Here is a 19,469-nt window from a genome sequence, read left to right on the forward strand (position 1 = left end):
ACCTCAGTGCGTATTATGTATATTATGTTAAATAAGGTGTGCTAAATCCATAAATAACAGGCAGTTGATGAAATCCACTTGCCATTGCTCTCCCTCACTCTCTGCCAGGACATCGGCATTATTATTGTATTTAACAGTATTGGCTATTTACCATAAAATAGGTAATTAACACCTATTTTTAAGTCCTTCGGCAAATGGTCAGTTTGCCTAGTACTTCAAAACATGGTGTTAATTACAAGGCTTGGTATCACCAAGCCTTATGTCTTTTGATCTGACACTCGAACTCAGTGCGTGTTTGTCGCTATCCTAAATTGACTCAGAATGTTGTCGAGTTCTTTGGCCAAGATCGGCTTGGCCAAGAAACCGTTCATGCCCACATTGAAGTATTCCTCTTGATCTGACTTCATAACGTTCGCGGTCAACGCAATGATTGGCAAACTCACACCGCTGGCGCGTAACGCTTTTGTGGCTGAGATACCGTCCATGCCCGGCATCGAGATATCCATGAAGATCAAATCAAACTCGCCAAGATGTTGATTGGCCATTTCAATAACCTCATGCCCATTGCTGGCAATTCTCACCTGATGCCCACGTTTTTCCAGCATGAGCTTGGCCACTAATTGATTTGTCGGGCTGTCTTCCGCCACCAAGATGTTCATCGGCGTGCTATTCAACACACACTGTGGTTGTTCATCAGGTTGAATATCTAGAGGCTTCGCTTCAATGATCGGAATTATCACAGTAAAGCAGCTTCCCACACCCAACTGACTTTTCAGCAATATGCGTCCACCCATTTTTTTAATTAAGTGTTGGCTAATGGCTAACCCCAAACCGGTGCCGCCAAATTGTCGTGTAATGCTGCCATCGGCTTGTATAAACGGATTGAATAATGTTTTTTGTGCTTCCGGCGAAATCCCAATGCCAGTATCCGTAATTGCAATGTGTAAGTTGTTTTTGACGACATCGACATCCACATGCACGCTGCCTTCATGGGTGAACTTAATCGCGTTACCCACAAGATTGAACAACACTTGAGACATTCGGTTTTTATCACCCATGATGGTTTCGGGCACCGAGGCACTCACCACTGTTTCAAGTTGGATATGCTTTCTGTTCGCTTGTTCTTTTAATTGAGTTACCACTAAATCCAAACTGCTTGATAACGCCATCTCGGCATTGAACAATTCGAAATTTCCTGACTCTATACGTGATAAATCAAGAATGTCATTAATGATGGTCAACAGCAATTGTGCAGACTGATCCATCTGGTTCACCCACGTGCTTTGTTGTTGATCCAATCCGGAATCAGCCAGTATGTCCATCAAGCCCAAGACGGCATTTAACGGTGTGCGAATTTCATGGCTCATCATCGCAAGAAATTCTGATTTCGCTTTATTCGCGGTTTCCGCTTGCTTGCGTGCTTCTTGCAATTCTTCCAGACGTTTCTTTCGGTACGTGATGTCTTTGGCTGTGCCACGAAACCCAAGGAGTTCGCCATGTTTATTAAAATATGGCGTGCCACTGAAGTTGATCCATAACCCGCCTTCACTTTTGGGTAGCTGCCATTCGAAGTCTTCAAACGTTGTTCGCTGAGACAACACGTTTTCGAGCAATGCTGCAAATTCTGGTTGGTCAGGAAAAATATTCAGTATGCTATGTGTATCAATCACATGATTGGCTAAATGTGGTGATGAAATGTAGGTAAAGCGGTAATCAGGATCAACTTCCCAAAACCAATCCCCGACCGTTCTCGCAAAATCTTTAAAGCGCTGCTGACTGTGCGTAAGCTCTTGTGTTCGGATCGTCACAAGCGATTGTAAACGCTCGCGGTAATCAATATCGATGATGGCGCGTTCAAGTAACGGTCGAAAACGTTCTAACACTCGGCGACAATTTGGTGAAAACTGTCCTTTCTCTGAATGGAAAAATAACAATAACGCATCGCCTGAACTGACCTTCACCCCCGTTAATAACACTGATTGGCAATGTTCCAATTGTTCATTAGGCAATGTTTTAAATTCAGAAACCTGTTTAGGGTCAAACAGTGCGATACTTTCCCCGTGCATCGAACGGATAAATGTACTTCCGATCGGCCATACGCTTGATTCAAAGAAACGGCATGTGGTGACTAACTCTTGTAACGGTGCAGTTTCATCTTCACGCGTTAATACTAACGCATGTTCAAACCCAATATATTTGCGAAGAACTGAGAGTAAACTATTGAATACTTGTCGTTTTGTGTTTGCGCCCGCCATTGCGGCCATGCCCGCAAGAATGGCGGTGTTTTCATCACGCAGTTGTTTTTCGCGTTCTTTCGTCCGCATAAGATCAAGCAAGGTTTCTTGAAGTTTTTCAGATTCATAGTTCGCCATGACTTAATCCTTATGGAACAAAACGGCAGAGATCATTAAATTACCATGTGCATTCTCACCGCCTTCAAACTGTCCTTGCTCACCAAATGTGAACGGGCCAACAAACGGGGCGTTGTGCATTGCATCGTTCACATGGCCAGCCACTTCATGCATGCGATCTTGCACACGCAACATACATCCGGCGCAATAAATAGTAATGCCGCCAATCGGTTCTAACTGGCTATCTTCTGAATAAATGTTACAAGCGGCATCCACTACCCGACCCGCTCGCGTGATCAAACGTTCATCCGTTCCCTTCATAAAATAAAGGCTCTCACCTTTATTAATGCGGGCGAAAAGCTTGATACCACCACGTTGCGTGATCTCTCTTGGGTGTGCCAGTTTGAAATATGGCATGTCGTGAACATGACCCACAACCCGACCAAGCGGGTGTAAACTGCTGCTTTTGGCTAAATTGACCCCTTGGCTAAGACGCGTATTCATCCACTCTTCATAGACTTCTATCGCTGGGCGACCATCTAGTTCCAGCAGTTCTCTGCCCTCAACCCGTGTTGCAACAGCATGTAATCCAGTGCTTGCGTATCCTGAGTGAAATGAATAACTAACCAAACATGACGGATATATAACACTTAGCCCCACGCCTTCCTGACACGTTTGTTCATGGGTGAAAATCTGCCAATTGCCAAGAATATAATCATCCGCCGCACTGCCACCAATGATGGGTACAGAGATGCCTAATTCATCATTAATGCCTCGGATCACCTCTTCTTCATCCCCTGGACTGGCATGCAAAACGATCAATGAAGGTAACTCGCCAGAACGGCCGCTATTGGCAATCGCTTTTAATAACGCTTGTTTGGCCATCTCATATTTAGGGCGATGGCTGGAAACGATGGCGCTGCCATAAGCCCCGTTATAATCAGAGATCGCCCACAAAGCGACCCCTGTACCAAAATGATAACCGTCATCTGTCATCACACCTTGGCATGAGGTGCATCCGAGAATTTGCGAGTAAGGAAACGCGGCCGTGAGCGCCTGCTGGAAGGTATCAACCTCATAGTTCTCGGAGAAATACACCAAGATCAATTTTGGGTTAGTGATTTTTTGCTGTAGCAAAGCAATCGCCTGTGCAATCGCGCCAGATGATGATGAGTTTGATGAAAAGCTTGTGGCTATATCCATTGGAACAATATGTTTTGTTTATATTTTCCATCATCATAGTCGTTTTTTGTTATGAGTTCAGAACTGTCTAAACGTTTTTTGCTATATATCATTAAAGTTATTAGCGAAAAGTACGTTAATGACAGTTTACCAAACGAGTTTACACAACATTGATGAGCGCAATATGGAAGCGATAACAAAGCACGTTGTATTGATTACCGGCGGAGCCAATGGCATAGGAAAAGGGATTGCAAATACCCTCTCTAAAACCATGACCGTCATCGTTGCCGATCTGAATAAAGATGCAGGTGAACACCTTGTCACAGAGAACCCATTAATCCGATTTAAACACGTCGATGTCTCAGTAGAATCAGAGGTAGAGACACTCATTGAGAGTGTGATTAAGCATCACGGTCGACTCGACAGTGTGATTAACAATGCGGCGATTGCTGACCCTTACAATGCCCCCTTGGAAACGTTGGATATCGCCTATTGGCAAAAAGTCATCGCGGTTAATCTAACCGCGCCAATGCTCGTCACAAAATACAGCTTACCTCATTTGCGTAAGCAAAGAGGATCGATCGTGAACATGAGTTCGACGCGTGCATTGCAATCTGAACCGAATACAGAAGCCTACAGCGCTTCAAAAGGCGGGATTGTTGCACTCACGCATTCGATGGCGGTCAGTTTAGGGCCAGATGTACGGGTAAATTGTATCTCGCCCGGCTGGATTGATGTGGCCGATGAACCGCTACGTGATGTTGATCATCAGCAGCATTCCGTGGGTCGCGTCGGTGCGCCTGATGACATTGCGTCATTAGTTAAATACTTAATTTCTGAAGAAGCGGGTTTTATTACCGGGCAAAATTTTGTGGTAGACGGCGGTATGACAACGAAGATGATCTATCGCGAATAGCAATATATTACGGAAAGGCATGCGAAAAAAGCTGTACTCACAGGAATAATCTCGCATTTACACCACAAAAAAAGGGGTTTAGACATTAAACCCCTACAAATCACAATGAGTTAATTTAACACATTCATTTTATTTATTTTTCAACGGTGAACTTTGCAATAATCACCTCGTCGCCTTGAGTGATATTTACCCCCCACTGCATCTGTGAATGTGTGCACTCTGGCACAGTAAATGTGCCTTTCCAACCTGTTGACGTCTGCTCGAAAGTGACCGGGATCGTGCCCATGAACATCGACACGCCTTCGACAACCGCACTCGGTTTAACATCTGTGTTATCAACTTGTAGGACAAGTGCTGTATTTGCCGTCGCAGGCAGCGGTGAAAGAGAGATATTTTCACGCTTTTTTCCCGTCTGATCTATACAACTATCTGCAGTTAACAAGCATGTAAAGGTACTGGAATCTGTGGTTGATTCCTCTTTATAGGTGATTGTTCTCCATACAAATGCGGTAATAAGTACCGCCATTAAGAAGAGAATTTGAATAAAACGCCCTTTAGTGAGCTTTTCTGCAGCCATGTTTTTTTGTGCTTCCCGTGTTACAGAGGTCAAATTTTTCACATAAATGTTGCTTAACCGTAAACAATGTGTGGGCTTGACCCTGTCATTCATATGCCAAAACATATAGTATATGTCGTTGAAAATGCCACTTTTACAACAAAATAGCAATGTAATTGCTGAGCGGTGAGAAAAATCGTTGCAACAATTTCATAAGCTTTGGGTGGCATTGCGACAACTTGTTGTTCGCACAAGGAAAGAGAGTGTAGTTGACAAATAAATTGGAAGCAGCAACATGAGCCAAGTAAAGCAGCTTGAACAAAACTACAACTATACGGTCGTTCGCCAATTCACCTTAGTGACCATACTTTGGGGAATTGTTGGAATGGGCGTTGGTGTATTAATTGCCGCTCAGCTGGTGTGGCCGGCACTTAACTTTGACACCCCTTGGTTGACATACAGCCGTTTGCGTCCCCTGCATACCAATGCAGTGATTTTCGCCTTCGGTACGAGTGCGTTATTTGCTACGTCTTATTACGTAGTACAGCGTACCTGTCAAGCCAGGTTGTTTGGTGGCAAATTAGCGTCGTTTACCTTCTGGGGTTGGCAAGCCATCATCCTATCCGCCGCAATTTCATTGCCGATGGGTTGGACTTCGGGCAAAGAATACGCAGAACTGGAGTGGCCGATTGATATCGCCATTGCTGTTGTCTGGGTTGCCTATGCCATCGTCTTTTTCGGTACCATGATAAAAAGAAACACATCGCACATTTATGTTGCAAACTGGTTCTTTGGTGCCTTCATTTTAACGGTCGCTGTACTTCATATTGTGAACAGTTTAGCCGTCCCGGTATCTATGGGTAAGTCGTACTCGGCTTATTCCGGTGCGGTGGATGCTATGGTGCAGTGGTGGTACGGACACAATGCTGTCGGTTTCCTTCTAACCGCAGGCTTCTTAGGGATGATGTATTACTTCGTCCCTAAGCAAGCAGGTCGCCCGGTGTACTCATACCGTCTATCGATTGTCCATTTCTGGGCACTCATTTCTCTCTACATCTGGGCCGGTCCTCACCACCTTCATTACACCGCACTGCCTGATTGGACGCAGTCACTTGGCATGGTGATGTCATTGGTATTATTCGCTCCCTCTTGGGGCGGTATGATCAACGGTATCATGACCTTATCCGGTGCATGGCATAAATTGCGTTACGACCCTATTCTTCGTTTCCTTGTAGTGTCCTTGTCGTTCTACGGCATGTCGACCTTTGAAGGACCGATGATGGCAATCAAAACGGTTAACGCTCTTTCTCACTACACGGACTGGACCATCGGTCACGTACACTCGGGTGCGTTAGGTTGGGTTGCGATGGTTTCCATCGGTGCGATCTACCACTTGATTCCGAAATTGTTCGGTCAAGAACGCATGTACTCTATTCGCTTAATCAACGTTCACTTCTGGTTAGCGACAATCGGTACCGTACTGTATATCGTTGCGATGTGGATTTCGGGTGTGATGCAAGGCCTGATGTGGCGCGCAGTCAATACCGACGGCACGTTAACCTACAGCTTTGTTGAATCACTGCAGGCGTCTTACCCGTTCTATATTGTCCGCTTTATTGGTGGTTTGATCTTCCTTTCTGGCATGTTCTTGCTGGCGTATAACGCCTATAAGACCATTGCTGCACCGAAAGAAAGTCTAAAACTTACTGAGCAACCGGCATAAGGAGTCCGACAATGGCAAATAATCGTCATGAAATTGTAGAAAAAAATGTCGGCCTTTTAGCCATCCTGATTGTCGTTGCAATCAGCTTTGGTGCGCTGGTTGAAATTACCCCACTGTTGTATCAAGACCAAACAACCGAACCGGTTGATAACCTTCGCCCTTATACCGCGCTAGAAATGGAAGGCCGTGATATTTACATCCGTGAAGGCTGTAATGTCTGTCATAGCCAGATGATCCGCCCATTCCGTTCTGAAACAGAGCGTTATGGCCACTACTCACTTGCGGGTGAGAGTGTTTGGGAGCATCCATTCTTGTGGGGCTCGAAACGTACAGGGCCTGATTTGGCCCGTGTTGGCGGTCGTTATTCTGATGACTGGCACCGCGTTCACCTACGTGATCCTCGCGCCGTTGTACCTGAATCGAACATGCCGGGCTTTCCTTGGTTAGAAGAGAACGTGCTTGACGGTGAATTAACGTCTAAGAAACTCGCCATCTTTAAGAATCAATTTGGTGTGCCATACACCGATGAACAAGTGGCGAATGCCGGCGAAGCAGTGAAAGGCAAGACTGAAATGGATGCACTTATTGCATACCTACAGTCACTCGGCCATGCAATGAAATAAGGAGATCCCAATGGATATTGGCACTATTCATAGCATTTGGACGGTTGTGTTGTTCAGCAGTTTTATCGGTATTGTCGTTTGGGCATACAGTAAGCGTCAGACATCCCGTTTTGAAGAGGCGGCTAATTTGGTGTTTGCCGATGAAGACAACGATGTGGCAACCAGAGAAAACGACAGGAGCAAGGAAGCATGACTACGTTTTGGAGTCTATGGATATCAATCATCACTATTGCGACGTTGATCGGTGTTGCCGCCCTGTTGGTTTGGTGTAGTCGTGACACCATGGGTGTCGCAGAAGGTGAAGATATGGGACACGAATACGACGGTATTCGTGAAATTAACAACCCACTACCGAAATGGTGGTCCTACATGTTTTGGGGCACCCTTATTTTCAGTGTGGTTTACCTTGTACTTTTCCCCGGTCTTGGCAACTTTAAAGGTGTACTTGGCTGGCAGAGTTCAGATCAAACCGTGCGTTCATTGCAAGAGTCGAATGCCTCTATTGCGAATGCGCACAGTGAAAAGCGTCTGGATCAGTATGCCCGTGAGTTGGATGAAGCGAATGCGGAGTTTGGTGAAACCTTCAAACGTATTGCCTACGATGCCTCGGGAAACAACCTTCGCCCTATCACTGACATCGCGCAAGATGAAGAAGCACTGAAAGTCGGTCAACGCCTGTTCTTGCAGAACTGCGCGCAATGCCATGCTTCTGATGCGCGCGGCCAACTTGGCTACCCTAACCTAACCGACGGCGGCTGGTTGTACGGCGGTGAAGCTGAATCAATCAAGACCACCATCATGGAAGGTCGTGTGGGTGTTATGCCTGCATGGATTGATTCGCTGGGTGCTGACGGTGTGACGGAAGTGACAAGCTATGTACTGAGCATGTCGGGTCGAAAAGTGAATGCTAAAGAAGCTGCTGCCGGTAAGCAAAAGTTTGTTGTGTGTGCAGCTTGTCACGGAACCGATGGTAAAGGAAACCCTGCCTTCGGTGCGCCGGATCTTACCGATAACACATGGTTATACGGCGGTTCGCGCAGTGCTGTTGAATCCACCATTATCAATGGTCGCCAAGGCGTTATGCCCGCATGGAAAGATATTTTGGGTGAAGAGAAAATCCAAGTTATCTCCGCCTATGTTTGGAGCCTCAGCAACGACACCAACAAATAGCCTCACTCGCAACAAAACACGATGCGTTCAACGCGCACTCAGTCACAACGTCATTGTGTAGGCTGAGACATAATACCTGCCCCTGTTCATCGGGGGCAGTTTCCTCACCGCTTCAAGGGTAATCAATATGGGTAAGCCATGGTATAAGCAGTTTTGGCCTTGGTTCGTTTTTGCCATCCCTGCAACATCAATCTGTTACAGCTTAACGGCTGTCTATATTTTCTCTCAAAACCACGTTGACCTCGTTGCCGAGGACTATTACAAAAAAGGCAAGGCCATCAACTTAGACCTCTCTCGTCTTAGGGTGGCAGATGCATTGCAACTGAAAGCGAAGGTTTCAGTGCAAGATAACGATATCGCCATCATGTTCAATAAAGGGGAGTTGACCACCTACCCTAATTTACGCGTGACGTTCACTCACCGCACATTGCCTGATAAAGATTTCACCCAAATGATGAGTGCCGATCTTTCAGGTAATTATCGCTTTGCATCCACAAACCAATTAGCCGGTCCATGGTTTGTCGAAGTAGAACCCTTTAATGGCGACTGGATGTTGCAAGGTCGTGTAAACCTGCCGACATCCTCCCCGATTTCGTTGTACGGGCAGAGTAAGGAATGACAAAAGACTGTTATCACTGTGGTGATCCTGTTCCTCAGGATTACCATCACCAAGTAGAAATCCTCGGCCATCAACGCGACATGTGTTGCCCTGGCTGTGAAGCGGTCGCACAGACCATCGTTGCCAGCGGCCTCACCTCTTATTATGAATTTCGTACCGCCCCCGCGGAAAAAGCCGATTTAGTCCCGCAACAACTTCAATCTCTACTGCTCTACGATCACGAAGAAATTCAGCAAGAGTTTGTTCGCGATAATGCAGATCACAAAGAAGCCTCTCTCTCTTTAGACGGAGTCTCTTGTGCCGCTTGTGCGTGGCTGATTGAAAAACAGCTCAAGCGTGAAGCGGGCGTCGTGACGATCCGCGTTAATACCACCACACATCGCGCCTTGTTAGTGTGGGATCCTGAACAGACGAAATTGAGTCACTTACTCAGTGTGATCCACCGTTTAGGCTATAAAGCCGCACCGTTTGAAGCCGATGCGCAAGAGCAGCAATACCACCGCACCATGAAAAACTATCTGTATCGATTAGGGATAGCGGGTATTGCCACCATGCAGGTCATGATGCTGGCTGTGGCGTTATATTTCGAAATTTTTGGCGATCTCGATGCTGAATTCAAAAACTACCTACGTTGGGTCAGTTTGATTTTTGCTACGCCTGTGCTGCTTTACTCCGCATTGCCGTTTTACCTGAATGCATGGCGTAACTTACGTGCACGCACCCTGGGTATGGATGTGCCCGTTTCGATTGCTCTCCTGTTCGCCTATATTGCCAGCCTATATGCCACCGTGATGGAAAAAGGCGAAGTGTTTTTTGAATCCATTTCCATGTTCACCTTCTTCCTTCTCTTGGGGCGATTTTTGGAAATGCGCGCAAGACGCCAAGCCGCGGCCGCCAGTGCTAATTTGTTAAAACTGGTGCCGGCAATGGCAACCCTTGCTGACGGCTCACAGGTTGCGGCAAAGACATTAAAAGCAGGTGACGTTGTCACGGTTTTACCCGGCGAGAGCTTGCCCGCAGATGGCGAGATCCTACAAGGTCAAACGGCTGTCGATGAATCCATGCTGACTGGTGAACCAATGCCTGTTGCACGGATTGAAGGGGATCGTGTTTTTGCCGGTACCATCAATGGCGACGGCAACATTACCTTAAAAGTCACACATGATCGCAATCATTCATTGATCTCCAACATTGTGCGCCTGCAAGATGAAGCCCAAAGCTCAAAACCCAAAGTGGCTGAGATTGCTGACATTGTGGCGCGCTACTTTGTGGCTGCCATTCTTGTTATCTCTGCCTGTACCTGGTTGTACTGGTATCAACATCGTCCAGAGGATGCCCTTTGGATCACCTTGGCAGTCTTAGTGGCAACTTGCCCGTGTGCCCTTTCATTAGCGACACCCACTGCACTGACTTGTTCCACCTCTAGCCTCGGCCGATTGGGCATTCTGCTACGCCGTGGGCATGTGCTTGAAACTCTGTGTAACGTGAACCAATTGGTGATTGATAAAACGGGCACATTAACCGAAGGCAACGTGCGGCTCATGGAGACCCACCTTGTCGACACACAAGCTGCGCCTAGATGGAAACGTGAAGATATGCTGGCCACCGCCGCGGAACTGGAGCGCTTTGCCAACCACCCCATTGCCCGTGCGTTCAGTCCGTTTAGACACACTGATTTTCAATTTGAAAGCGTAGAAAACATCATCGGCAGTGGCTTAAAGGGCTGGCGAAATGGACAGGAATGGCGGATCGGCAAAGCCGACTTCGTGTTAGCGGAACACCCGCATCGCGAACAACAACTTTTAGACTGTGATGAACGTTATCAAGTATGGCTGAGTTGCGATCACCAACTTGTCGCTGCGTTTTTATTGGATGACCCTATTCGTGATGACAGTGCAGAGCTTATCCAGCAATTTCAAGCCGCAGGTATTGATGTCACCATGTTGACGGGTGATCATTCCTCGTCCGCCAATACCGTCGCCAACGCGTTGGGCGTGAACGAATTAGTTGCAGGCGCGTCACCTGAAGGCAAACTGGCTTATTTACGTGGATTACCGAAAGAAAAAATCGCCCTAATGATTGGAGATGGCGTCAATGATGCGCCAGTACTCGCCGGTGCCCACTTGTCCGTCGCGATGGGCGGTGGTACCGATGTCGCGAAATCTTCCGCCGACATGGTGCTGTTGGGCGATCATCTTTCTCGTATTCTACAGGCAAGAAAACTCGCACTGAAAACCCGTAAAATCATTCGAGAGAATCTGGCATGGTCTCTGGGTTATAATTTGATCATCCTTCCCTTAGCCGTCGCGGGCTTTGTGGCACCTTATATCGCCGTGGTCGGTATGTCGGGAAGCTCGATCATTGTTGTGTCAAATTCTTTAAGGTTATTAAAAGATAATGTCTAGTCTTTACTTATTAATACCTATTGCGATCATTTTTGTCTGCATTGCGGTCGGCATCTTCCTATGGGCGGTTCGCTCTGAACAGTTCGAAGATCTTGAACGCCAAGGCTATGACATTCTGTTTGATGAAAATGAATCTCAACCGGGTGCATCAACAAAAACGCCGTTTTCTTCAACAGCAGAGCATACATCCGATCACTCAGCCGAGCGTCGAACAACAGGCATCGGCCCCCATGAACGTTGATTTCTACGCCGCGTTTGTGATTGGCCTAATGGGCGCGGGTCATTGTTTGGGTATGTGTGGCGGTGTCGCAGCGGCTGTCACATTGGGCATGCCCGGCGATCAGCAAACACGGCGTTGGCCCTATTTGCTTTGTTATAATGCCGGTCGCCTGTTCTCTTACATGATTGCCGGCGCCCTGATTGGTGGTGCATTTGCAGGCGTTGCAAACTACGGTGGATACACGTCATCACTGGTGGCACTGCGATTAGTGGCGGCGGTGATGATGATAGTATTGGCATTGTATATTGGCCAATGGTGGCAAGGGATCAGTCACATTGAACGCTTGGGCCAAGGGTTATGGCGCCGATTATCACCCGCTGCACAATCATTGCTGCCACTGCGGTCGCCATTTGCGGCGTTACCCTTCGGGGCACTTTGGGGATGGCTGCCGTGTGGTTTAGTGTATTCAACACTGACATGGTCGGCCGTATCCGGCAGTGCCGTCGCGGGTGCGGGTGTGATGTTGGCGTTCGGCTTGGGTACCTTACCGGCGATGATTGCGGTCGGTAGCATGGCACAACAACTGCAAAAATGGTTGCGCAACCTTTACCTAAAGCGTGCGAGTGCCTTGCTGTTACTGGCCTATGGGGTTCATACTGGTTATATCGCAATCAAACAAATAATGTAGTCATTTTTAATACTCGTCATAATGATTCATATTATGTTAAAATATTGACCTACATCAAATTGGTTAGACAGGCTTATGATTTCAGACAAACTTACAACCAAACGTATCCAATCTGGCGGGTGTGCGATCCATTGTCAGGATTGCAGTATCAGTCAGTTGTGTATTCCATTTACGTTAAATGAGTCTGAGTTAGATCAACTGGATCAAATTATTGAACGTAAAAAGCCAATCCAAAAAGGACAAGAGCTTTTTAAAGCCGGTGATGAGCTAAAATCACTGTACGCGATCCGTTCAGGCACCATTAAAAGCTACACCATTACGGAACAAGGTGATGAGCAAATTACTGCCTTCCACCTTGCTGGGGATCTTGTGGGCTTCGATGCCATCAACGAAATGATGCATCCAAGTTTCGCTCAGTCTCTTGAAACGTCAATGGTGTGTGAGATCCCTTTTGAAATTCTCGATGATCTGTCAGGGAAAATGCCAAAGCTACGTCAGCAAATCATGCGTCTGATGAGCAACGAAATTAAGGGTGACCAAGAAATGATCCTGCTGCTTTCTAAAAAGAATGCAGAAGAGCGTTTAGCGGCGTTCCTTTATAATCTTTCTCTGCGTTTTTCTCAGCGTGGCTTCTCGCCGAGAGAATTTCGCTTAACGATGACGCGTGGTGACATCGGCAACTACCTTGGCTTAACGGTTGAAACGATCAGTCGTTTATTGGGCCGTTTCCAAAAGTCAGAGATGTTAAGCGTAAAAGGAAAGTACATCACAATCCTTGATCATGAAGAACTTGCAAAACTGGCTGGTGTAAATAAAAACACTATCGCCTAACCGTTGATGCATCGAAGTATCTTCTAAAAAAGTGGTATATGCCTTGAGCTATATCACTTTTTTTGAATTTAAAGAACAAAACCCCTCCCCTGACGTTACATTATGCGTTAATGTTATAACTATTGAATCGATAGTATTTAACACGCCGTAGCGATGTTAACGTGTTGATTTACTGAAGCCCTTCTGAACTCTTACCAAAGAAAACCTAAGAGTAAAGTACGAGAAAGAGAAGCGGTTTACTGTGCCAACACTGTTTGTGTAAGGGGGCAATTATGACCAAGTATAAGAATATTCTCGTCGTCGCTGATCCAGCGCAAGACAAGCAACCCGCACTATCACGTGCTGTTCAAATCGCACGCGTGTCTGATGATGTCACCATCACCATTTTCCTGGCGATTTATGATTTCTCCTACGAGATGACCTCCATGCTATCCGCCGACGAGCGCCAAGCGATGCGCCGTGGTGTGGTGATGCAGCGCGAAGAATGGATTAAAGATATTATTCGCCCGTATGTGGATGATGGGATCGAAATTGAGATCACCGTCGTTTGGCATAACCGCCCTTACGAAGCGGCTATCGCAGAAGTCTTCAGCAAGCATCATGATCTGCTCATCAAAGCAACACATGACCATGACAAAATTGGTTCTGTTATTTTCACACCTACCGATTGGCACCTTCTGCGCAAATGTCCGTGCCCGGTATTGATGGTGAAAGCCCACTCTTGGCCTGCTAACGGCAAGGTGCTGGCAAGTGTTAACCTTGCTGCTGATGATGAAACGCACGAACAATTAAATAATTCTATTGTGGATGAAGCGAAAGACATGGCAGAGCTGCTCGGCGCAGAAGTGCACCTTGTTAACGCGTACCCTGCCACACCGGTGAATATCACCATTGAATTGCCAGAGTTTGACCCAGCATCGTATACCGATGCTGTTCGTGGGCACCATTTGAAGTCCATGAAAGCATTACGTCATCAACACGGTTTACCCGAAGAACAAACGCATGTGTTGGAAGGGTTACCGGAAGACATCATTCCACAAGTAGCGGAAGATTTGGATGCGGGATTAGTGATTCTAGGGACAACAGGACGTACAGGTCTATCTGCTATTTTCATTGGCAACACCGCTGAGCACACCATTGATAGCCTAAATTGTGACTTATTAGCCTTAAAACCCGAAGGTTACATCAGTCCATTAAGTCCGAATTTGTAAATCACCGCTATGTTACGTTACCTGTGTGTAACATATCGCGTCATGCACAATATGTATTGAAGAAGCCGACCTCCACAGCGTTTCAATAACGAAAAAAGCCTCTAACTAGAGGCTTCTCTTTTAATCATCATCGGCTAATCACGCTTTATCGCATCACGATCAGAATTGTACAGACTTCACCGGCTGAACTTTTTTACTACGCGGTTTTTCTTCTGCGTTCGCCAAGGCTTTTACCGTTGTTGTCACGTACCACTGCTTTTTGATTTTATCGCAATATTTACGGTTGATCCCGCGCTTGGTCCACTCGCTTGCAATGGCTGCACGCGTATGTGTCGCCTTACGTCCATACGCATACGTGTCACAAATTTCCATATTGCTCATTTGCTGCGGCGTTTTGGTTACCTTGCTGCTGCGTAAGCCCAAAGCTTCTGCTTGCATAGCAGAACACCCGGAAAGTAGCAGCGCGGAGAGTAAAATGATCGCCGGTTTCAATACGGTGCCGGAATAAGATGGCATTGATGGGAACATGGGTGTCGTCTCTCCTTATTTCACTGAGGTTGATTATAGCTATCTGTTTTTCAATGCCAATAGCCACGCGTGTTCATGGAAGGGATTTCATGTTCTGTCCGTGTACGTCATGCAATTTTTAACACCATGTCACATTCATCAAGCCCTCTCAAGCCATTGCCCCTCGCTGCTGTCTCGCTTTGCGCGATGAGAGATGGCAATAGACAGAGTATTTATCACGGTTTCTCTCATCGCTCTCTGTGTCTCTATATTACTTTTTTAATCTAAATTCGTGGTTTTATATCAAAAGATACTAGCATCTACGTTGCTAATCCGTATCATACACGCCACTAACTTTCTGCCGGATCTATCACGGTAGCAAAAGTCCCTTATTTCTGAACAAACAGAATGTGGTGATACCACGCATCACGGCAAGATCTGTTTTTCAAAGAGAGATTGAGAATGAGCGATACTCAAGATTTGACCAAAGCGCAACAGTACAACTTTAACAAGCTGCAGAAAAAACTGCGCCGTAATGTCGGCAACGCGATTGCAGACTTCAACATGATTGAAGAAGGCGACCGCATTATGGTTTGCCTTTCTGGCGGTAAAGACAGCTACACGATGCTAGACATCCTGAGCAGCCTACAGCGCAATGCACCTGTTAATTTTGAGCTAATTGCGGTTAATCTTGACCAAAAGCAACCCGGCTTCCCTGACCACATTTTGCCTGAATACCTTGATTCACTGGGCATTCAATACAAAATCGTGAACGAAGATACTTACTCAATTGTTAAAGAGAAAGTGCCTGAAGGTAAAACCACCTGTTCACTTTGCTCACGCCTTCGTCGTGGCATTTTGTACCGTACAGCGAAAGAACTTGGTGCAACGAAAATTGCACTGGGTCACCACCGCGACGACATGCTAGAAACCTTGTTCCTAAACATGTTCTACGGCGGCAAGATGAAAGGCATGCCACCGAAGTTGGTTTCTGACAATGGCGAGCACGTTGTGATCCGTCCGCTGGCATACTGCCGCGAGAAGGACATCGAACGTTTCAGCGAGATGCAGAACTTCCCTATCATCCCTTGTAACCTATGTGGTTCTCAACCGAACCTACAGCGTCAAGTGATTAAAGAAATGCTTCGCGGTTGGGATAAAAGCCACCCAGGCCGTATCGAAACGATGTTCACTGCAATGCAAAACGTTGTGCCCTCTCACCTTGCTGACTTCAATCTGTTTGATTTCAAGAGCATTGATAAAGATTCTGGTGCAATTGACGGCGGCGATATTGCTTTTGATAAGCAAGAGATCCCTGTTGCTCCAGCGGCAAGTGACGAAGTGGGTGAATTTGTTCCTGGCGAACAATTGGATATCGTTCAGATCAACTGATCCGTATCCCGCTAACCCCTAAAATACAAAGAGCCGCATCATGCGGCTCTTTTTCTATCTGTATGTATTCGGAATCTACACGGTCTTAGTTGAATAAGCTCAAAAAGAACATCTTGATGTAATCCACTAAACGGCTAAACAAGCCCCCCTGCTCAACAGACTCTAACGCCACCAAAGGCACTTCCGCGACATCGGTACTGTCAACTTGATAGAAGATCTTACCGACCACATCGCCTTTATTGATTGGCGCCATCAAATCACTGTTTATAGAAACGGTCGCTTTCATCTTCTTTGCATCATTACGTGACACCGTCACGTAGCTATCAGCATTCGTTCCAAGCGAAATGGTATCGGCGTTGCCCATCCAGATTTTTTCTTCAAGCAACTCATCGCCTTTCTTATGTGGCGATACCGTTTCAAAAAAACGGAAACCGTAATTCAATAGCTGCTTACTTTCCGCCTCACGGCTTTTTGTGCTGCTTGAGCCCATGACGACCGAAATTAAGCGCATGTCACCTTCAGTGGCCGAACTCGCCAAGCTATAGCCCGCACCGCTGGTAAAGCCGGTTTTCATACCGTCAACATTCAAACTGCGGTCACCCAACAAGCCGTTACGGTTTCGCTGCGTGATGTCGTTGTAAGTAAACGAACGTTCGCTGTAGAGCGAATAGATATTCGGTAAATCTGTAATCAATGCCCGCCCAAGCAACGCAATATCATATGGCGTACTGTATAAATCATTGCTGTCTAAGCCATGAGGGTTAGCAAAAGAGCTGTTATCCATCTTTAGCTTTTTCGCCCAAGAATTCATGAGGCTAACAAACGCACCTTCTGAACCGGCAACGTGTTCAGCAATGGCCACACTGGCATCATTACCTGACTGAATGATCAAGCCACGATACAGATCCATCATGTTCACTTCGGTATTAACCTCAATGAACATTTTCGATGAATCCGGGAAGTTACGGGCCCAGGCATTGCGGCTAATCACCACCAAGTCATCTTCATTGATGTTGCCGCTTTTCATTTCTTGGCCAGCCACATAGCTGGTCATCAGTTTGGTTAAGCTGGCCGGATTAAGCTTGTCATGGGCATTTCTTGCTACCAAGACTTTCCCGGTATGGTAATCCATTAACACATAGCCTTTTGCGCCCAGTTCAGGGGCATCAGGGATAACCGTGGGCGCAGCAAACGCTGTCACCGAGAACAATGCGGTGCCCGCGACTAGCGTGCGAAAAGGGGCATTCCATTTTTTCTTCATATTACTCGCCGTCAATGGTGAATTTCTAAAGCCATAGAGTTTAAAAGCAGTATATCCAAGACAAACAGTAAATCTTGTGACCTTTACGAAGTCTTACGTTATTGTAAGGTTCGTTACAACTCACTTCACTGGAAGTGTGATTTTCAACGCAGGTTTCAGACGCACGGCCTGTTTTCACTGGGTTTTATCACAAATGCATTGGGCTGGCTCATTAGGTGTTGCGTATTCGTTAAAAGATTGCAATGCTTACTACTGTAAAATACCAATATGCATCAATACACTGGTATTTTCAGTGCCGATATGAGTCAACATAAAGGATTGATAATGACTTTCTATCAAAAATTAGAACAACATCATAAAAAGCTCTCTAAGCTCGAACATTTAGGCGCCATCTGCGGTTGGGACCAAGCCGCGATGATGCCAGAAGGTGGAAATACTGCACGCTCTGAAGCCATGGCAGAATTAGCCGTTATGGCCCATGAATTAGCCACCGCGCCCTACCTTGCAGAGTGGTTTGAATTCGCCCAACGTGAATCCCTCTCTCAAGAAGAAAAAGCCAGCTTAAATGAAATGAAGCGCCATTGGCGTAATGCCAATGTGCTGCCAGCTAGCCTTGTTGAAGAGAAGTCTTTGGCCTGTTCTCAGTGTGAGCATGCATGGCGTACACAGCGTGGCAATAATGACTGGCAAGGATTCAGTGAGAACTTACAGAAAGTGGTTGAGCTCACGCGTCAGGAAGCGCAAATCCGCGCAGAAGCCACGGGCTTGAGCCGCTATGACGCCCTACTTGATTTGTATGAACCAGGGATGACCAGTGCCACCTTGGATGCTTTATTCTCGGATGTGAAAAGCTGGTTGCCGGGATTGATTGCACAAATCCAAGACAAGCAAACCCATGATCAGGTTATTCAGCCGCTCGGCCCCTTCCCGACAGAAGAACAAAAGACACTCAGCCTCGATATTATGCAAAAGCTGGGCTTTGACTTTCACCATGGCCGCTTAGATGTCAGCATGCATCCCTTCTGTGGTGGTGTACCGACCGATGTGCGTATTACTACTCGTTACGATGAGGCTGATTTCACCTCTGCGCTGATGGGTGTGATCCACGAAACGGGCCACGCTCGCTATGAGCAAGGCTTACCACAAAAATGGGCTGGGTTACCGGTGGGTAAAGCCCGTTCTATGGGTATCCATGAATCACAAAGCCTGTTCTTTGAAATGCAGCTCTCTCGGAGCGAGCACTTCATCGATATTTTAGCGCCATTAGCCGCTGAAACGTTCAATCGTATCGATGATCCGGCGCTGACGCCAGAAAACCTGACGCTACTGAATACCCGTGTCGCACCGGGTTATATTCGTGTCGATGCCGATGAAGTCACCTACCCTGCACACGTCATTCTTCGCTATGAAATCGAGCGTGATCTGGTGGAAGGACGCATTGAAGTGGCGGATATCCCCGAGTTGTGGGACAGAAAAATGCATGAGTACCTCGGCTTGAACACCAAAGGGAATTTCACGGATGGCTGCATGCAAGACATTCACTGGACCTTTGGTAGCTTTGGTTACTTCCCGTCTTACACCTTAGGGGCGATGTATGCCGCGCAGTTCATGTCTGCGATGCGTAAAGAGATGAACACGGACAACCTGATCCGTGAGCGTAATTTCCAACCTATCTTCAATTGGCTGGATCGTCATGTGTGGAAACGTGCCTCTCTGGTCAACACCGACAAGTTGCTCATTGATGCAACGGGTGAAGCACTCAATGCCGAGCATTTCAAAAATCATCTGATTGCCCGCTACTTAGGCTAGCTTCT

The 19,469-nt window shown here is 46.7% G+C and carries 18 protein-coding genes; 13 read left to right on the top strand and 5 right to left on the bottom strand.

Features of this window, described 5'->3' with window-relative positions:
* Positions 1-284: 284 nt before the first annotated feature.
* Both ACSF8W_RS10575 and ACSF8W_RS10580 read right to left on the bottom strand, forming a co-directional pair.
* Entirely contained in the window at positions 285-2,372 is a 2,088-nt protein-coding gene (locus ACSF8W_RS10575; protein WP_500847310.1) for a PAS domain-containing hybrid sensor histidine kinase/response regulator, read from the bottom strand.
* Between the two features lie 3 nt (positions 2,373-2,375).
* Entirely contained in the window at positions 2,376-3,554 is a 1,179-nt protein-coding gene (locus ACSF8W_RS10580) for an FIST signal transduction protein (RefSeq protein WP_500847311.1), read from the bottom strand.
* Positions 3,555-3,717: 163 nt separating this feature from the next.
* Here ACSF8W_RS10580 and ACSF8W_RS10585 point away from each other — a divergent pair, with 163 nt between their 5' ends.
* On the top strand, positions 3,718-4,449 hold the full coding sequence (locus tag ACSF8W_RS10585; protein WP_500847312.1) for an SDR family oxidoreductase: 732 nt from the start codon (positions 3,718-3,720) through the stop codon (positions 4,447-4,449).
* A gap of 133 nt (positions 4,450-4,582) precedes the next feature.
* Here ACSF8W_RS10585 and ACSF8W_RS10590 read toward each other — a convergent pair whose 3' ends face one another.
* Positions 4,583-5,068 (bottom strand): hypothetical protein, encoded by a 486-nt coding sequence (locus tag ACSF8W_RS10590; RefSeq protein ID WP_500847313.1) that lies wholly within the window; start codon positions 5,066-5,068, stop codon positions 4,583-4,585.
* A 232-nt stretch (positions 5,069-5,300) separates the two neighbouring features.
* On the opposite strand from ACSF8W_RS10590, the gene ccoN reads away from it, so the two are divergent.
* The 10 genes from ccoN to uspE all read left to right on the top strand — a co-directional run bounded on the left by ccoN (position 5,301) and on the right by uspE (position 14,495).
* Positions 5,301-6,728: a cytochrome-c oxidase, cbb3-type subunit I gene (gene ccoN / locus ACSF8W_RS10595; RefSeq protein ID WP_500847314.1), complete on the top strand. Its 1,428-nt coding sequence runs from the start codon at positions 5,301-5,303 to the stop codon at positions 6,726-6,728.
* A gap of 11 nt (positions 6,729-6,739) precedes the next feature.
* Complete coding sequence (gene ccoO, locus ACSF8W_RS10600) at positions 6,740-7,351, top strand: cytochrome-c oxidase, cbb3-type subunit II (protein ID WP_500847315.1); 612 nt, start codon at positions 6,740-6,742, stop codon at positions 7,349-7,351.
* 10 nt (positions 7,352-7,361) lie between these two features.
* Complete coding sequence (locus ACSF8W_RS10605) at positions 7,362-7,544, top strand: cbb3-type cytochrome oxidase subunit 3 (RefSeq protein WP_428477462.1); 183 nt, start codon at positions 7,362-7,364, stop codon at positions 7,542-7,544.
* Positions 7,541-8,521, top strand: a complete 981-nt coding sequence (ccoP, locus tag ACSF8W_RS10610) for a cytochrome-c oxidase, cbb3-type subunit III (RefSeq protein ID WP_500847316.1) — start codon at positions 7,541-7,543, stop codon at positions 8,519-8,521. Before ACSF8W_RS10605 ends, ccoP begins: the two co-directional genes overlap by 4 nt.
* Positions 8,522-8,648: 127 nt before the next feature.
* Entirely contained in the window at positions 8,649-9,140 is a 492-nt protein-coding gene (locus ACSF8W_RS10615) for a FixH family protein (protein ID WP_500847317.1), read from the top strand.
* Positions 9,137-11,545, top strand: a complete 2,409-nt coding sequence (locus ACSF8W_RS10620) for a heavy metal translocating P-type ATPase (protein WP_500847318.1) — start codon at positions 9,137-9,139, stop codon at positions 11,543-11,545. Before ACSF8W_RS10615 ends, ACSF8W_RS10620 begins: the two co-directional genes overlap by 4 nt.
* Positions 11,538-11,786 (top strand): cbb3-type cytochrome oxidase assembly protein CcoS, encoded by a 249-nt coding sequence (gene ccoS / locus ACSF8W_RS10625; RefSeq protein ID WP_500847319.1) that lies wholly within the window; start codon positions 11,538-11,540, stop codon positions 11,784-11,786. Before ACSF8W_RS10620 ends, ccoS begins: the two co-directional genes overlap by 8 nt.
* Positions 11,776-12,453, top strand: coding sequence for a sulfite exporter TauE/SafE family protein (locus ACSF8W_RS10630; RefSeq protein WP_500847320.1), 678 nt, complete (start codon positions 11,776-11,778; stop codon positions 12,451-12,453). Before ccoS ends, ACSF8W_RS10630 begins: the two co-directional genes overlap by 11 nt.
* A gap of 75 nt (positions 12,454-12,528) precedes the next feature.
* Positions 12,529-13,284 carry a fumarate/nitrate reduction transcriptional regulator Fnr gene (gene fnr / locus ACSF8W_RS10635; RefSeq protein WP_036832058.1) on the top strand — a complete coding sequence of 252 codons (756 nt, stop codon included), beginning with the start codon at positions 12,529-12,531 and terminating at the stop codon, positions 13,282-13,284.
* 272 nt (positions 13,285-13,556) lie between these two features.
* Positions 13,557-14,495 carry a universal stress protein UspE gene (uspE, locus tag ACSF8W_RS10640; protein ID WP_500847321.1) on the top strand — a complete coding sequence of 313 codons (939 nt, stop codon included), beginning with the start codon at positions 13,557-13,559 and terminating at the stop codon, positions 14,493-14,495.
* Between the two features lie 159 nt (positions 14,496-14,654).
* Here the strand turns inward: uspE and ACSF8W_RS10645 are convergent, their stop codons facing one another.
* Entirely contained in the window at positions 14,655-15,023 is a 369-nt protein-coding gene (locus tag ACSF8W_RS10645) for a hypothetical protein (protein WP_500847322.1), read from the bottom strand.
* A 441-nt stretch (positions 15,024-15,464) separates the two neighbouring features.
* On the opposite strand from ACSF8W_RS10645, the gene ttcA reads away from it, so the two are divergent.
* Complete coding sequence (gene ttcA / locus ACSF8W_RS10650) at positions 15,465-16,394, top strand: tRNA 2-thiocytidine(32) synthetase TtcA (RefSeq protein WP_500847323.1); 930 nt, start codon at positions 15,465-15,467, stop codon at positions 16,392-16,394.
* A gap of 85 nt (positions 16,395-16,479) precedes the next feature.
* Here the strand turns inward: ttcA and ACSF8W_RS10655 are convergent, their stop codons facing one another.
* The gene (locus tag ACSF8W_RS10655; RefSeq protein ID WP_500847324.1) at positions 16,480-17,655 is read right to left on the bottom strand and encodes a serine hydrolase; all 1,176 of its coding nucleotides are present in this window, start codon (positions 17,653-17,655) and stop codon (positions 16,480-16,482) included.
* A 324-nt stretch (positions 17,656-17,979) separates the two neighbouring features.
* Between ACSF8W_RS10655 and ACSF8W_RS10660 the strand changes: the two genes are divergently transcribed.
* A complete protein-coding gene (locus tag ACSF8W_RS10660; protein ID WP_500847325.1) occupies positions 17,980-19,464 on the top strand; it encodes a carboxypeptidase M32 in 1,485 nt (494 codons plus the stop codon).
* Positions 19,465-19,469: the final 5 nt, after the last annotated feature.

This window comes from Photobacterium sp. 270122K, assembly GCF_059941365.1.

What these genes read in the sequence shown, in the direction of transcription:
- ACSF8W_RS10620 (WP_500847318.1), top strand. Translation starts at nt 9,137, where the DNA reads ATGACAAAAGACTGTTATCACTGTGGTGATCCTGTTCCTCAGGATTAC.
- ccoP (WP_500847316.1), top strand. Translation starts at nt 7,541, where the DNA reads ATGACTACGTTTTGGAGTCTATGGATATCAATCATCACTATTGCGACG.
- fnr (WP_036832058.1), top strand. Translation starts at nt 12,529, where the DNA reads ATGATTTCAGACAAACTTACAACCAAACGTATCCAATCTGGCGGGTGT.
- ACSF8W_RS10585 (WP_500847312.1), top strand. Translation starts at nt 3,718, where the DNA reads ATGGAAGCGATAACAAAGCACGTTGTATTGATTACCGGCGGAGCCAAT.
- ACSF8W_RS10660 (WP_500847325.1), top strand. Translation starts at nt 17,980, where the DNA reads ATGACTTTCTATCAAAAATTAGAACAACATCATAAAAAGCTCTCTAAG.
- ACSF8W_RS10645 (WP_500847322.1), bottom strand. Translation starts at nt 15,023, where the DNA reads ATGTTCCCATCAATGCCATCTTATTCCGGCACCGTATTGAAACCGGCG.
- ACSF8W_RS10580 (WP_500847311.1), bottom strand. Translation starts at nt 3,554, where the DNA reads ATGGATATAGCCACAAGCTTTTCATCAAACTCATCATCATCTGGCGCG.
- uspE (WP_500847321.1), top strand. Translation starts at nt 13,557, where the DNA reads ATGACCAAGTATAAGAATATTCTCGTCGTCGCTGATCCAGCGCAAGAC.
- ACSF8W_RS10630 (WP_500847320.1), top strand. Translation starts at nt 11,776, where the DNA reads ATGAACGTTGATTTCTACGCCGCGTTTGTGATTGGCCTAATGGGCGCG.
- ccoS (WP_500847319.1), top strand. Translation starts at nt 11,538, where the DNA reads ATGTCTAGTCTTTACTTATTAATACCTATTGCGATCATTTTTGTCTGC.
- ACSF8W_RS10615 (WP_500847317.1), top strand. Translation starts at nt 8,649, where the DNA reads ATGGGTAAGCCATGGTATAAGCAGTTTTGGCCTTGGTTCGTTTTTGCC.
- ttcA (WP_500847323.1), top strand. Translation starts at nt 15,465, where the DNA reads ATGAGCGATACTCAAGATTTGACCAAAGCGCAACAGTACAACTTTAAC.
- ACSF8W_RS10655 (WP_500847324.1), bottom strand. Translation starts at nt 17,655, where the DNA reads ATGAAGAAAAAATGGAATGCCCCTTTTCGCACGCTAGTCGCGGGCACC.
- ccoO (WP_500847315.1), top strand. Translation starts at nt 6,740, where the DNA reads ATGGCAAATAATCGTCATGAAATTGTAGAAAAAAATGTCGGCCTTTTA.
- ACSF8W_RS10605 (WP_428477462.1), top strand. Translation starts at nt 7,362, where the DNA reads ATGGATATTGGCACTATTCATAGCATTTGGACGGTTGTGTTGTTCAGC.
- ccoN (WP_500847314.1), top strand. Translation starts at nt 5,301, where the DNA reads ATGAGCCAAGTAAAGCAGCTTGAACAAAACTACAACTATACGGTCGTT.
- ACSF8W_RS10575 (WP_500847310.1), bottom strand. Translation starts at nt 2,372, where the DNA reads ATGGCGAACTATGAATCTGAAAAACTTCAAGAAACCTTGCTTGATCTT.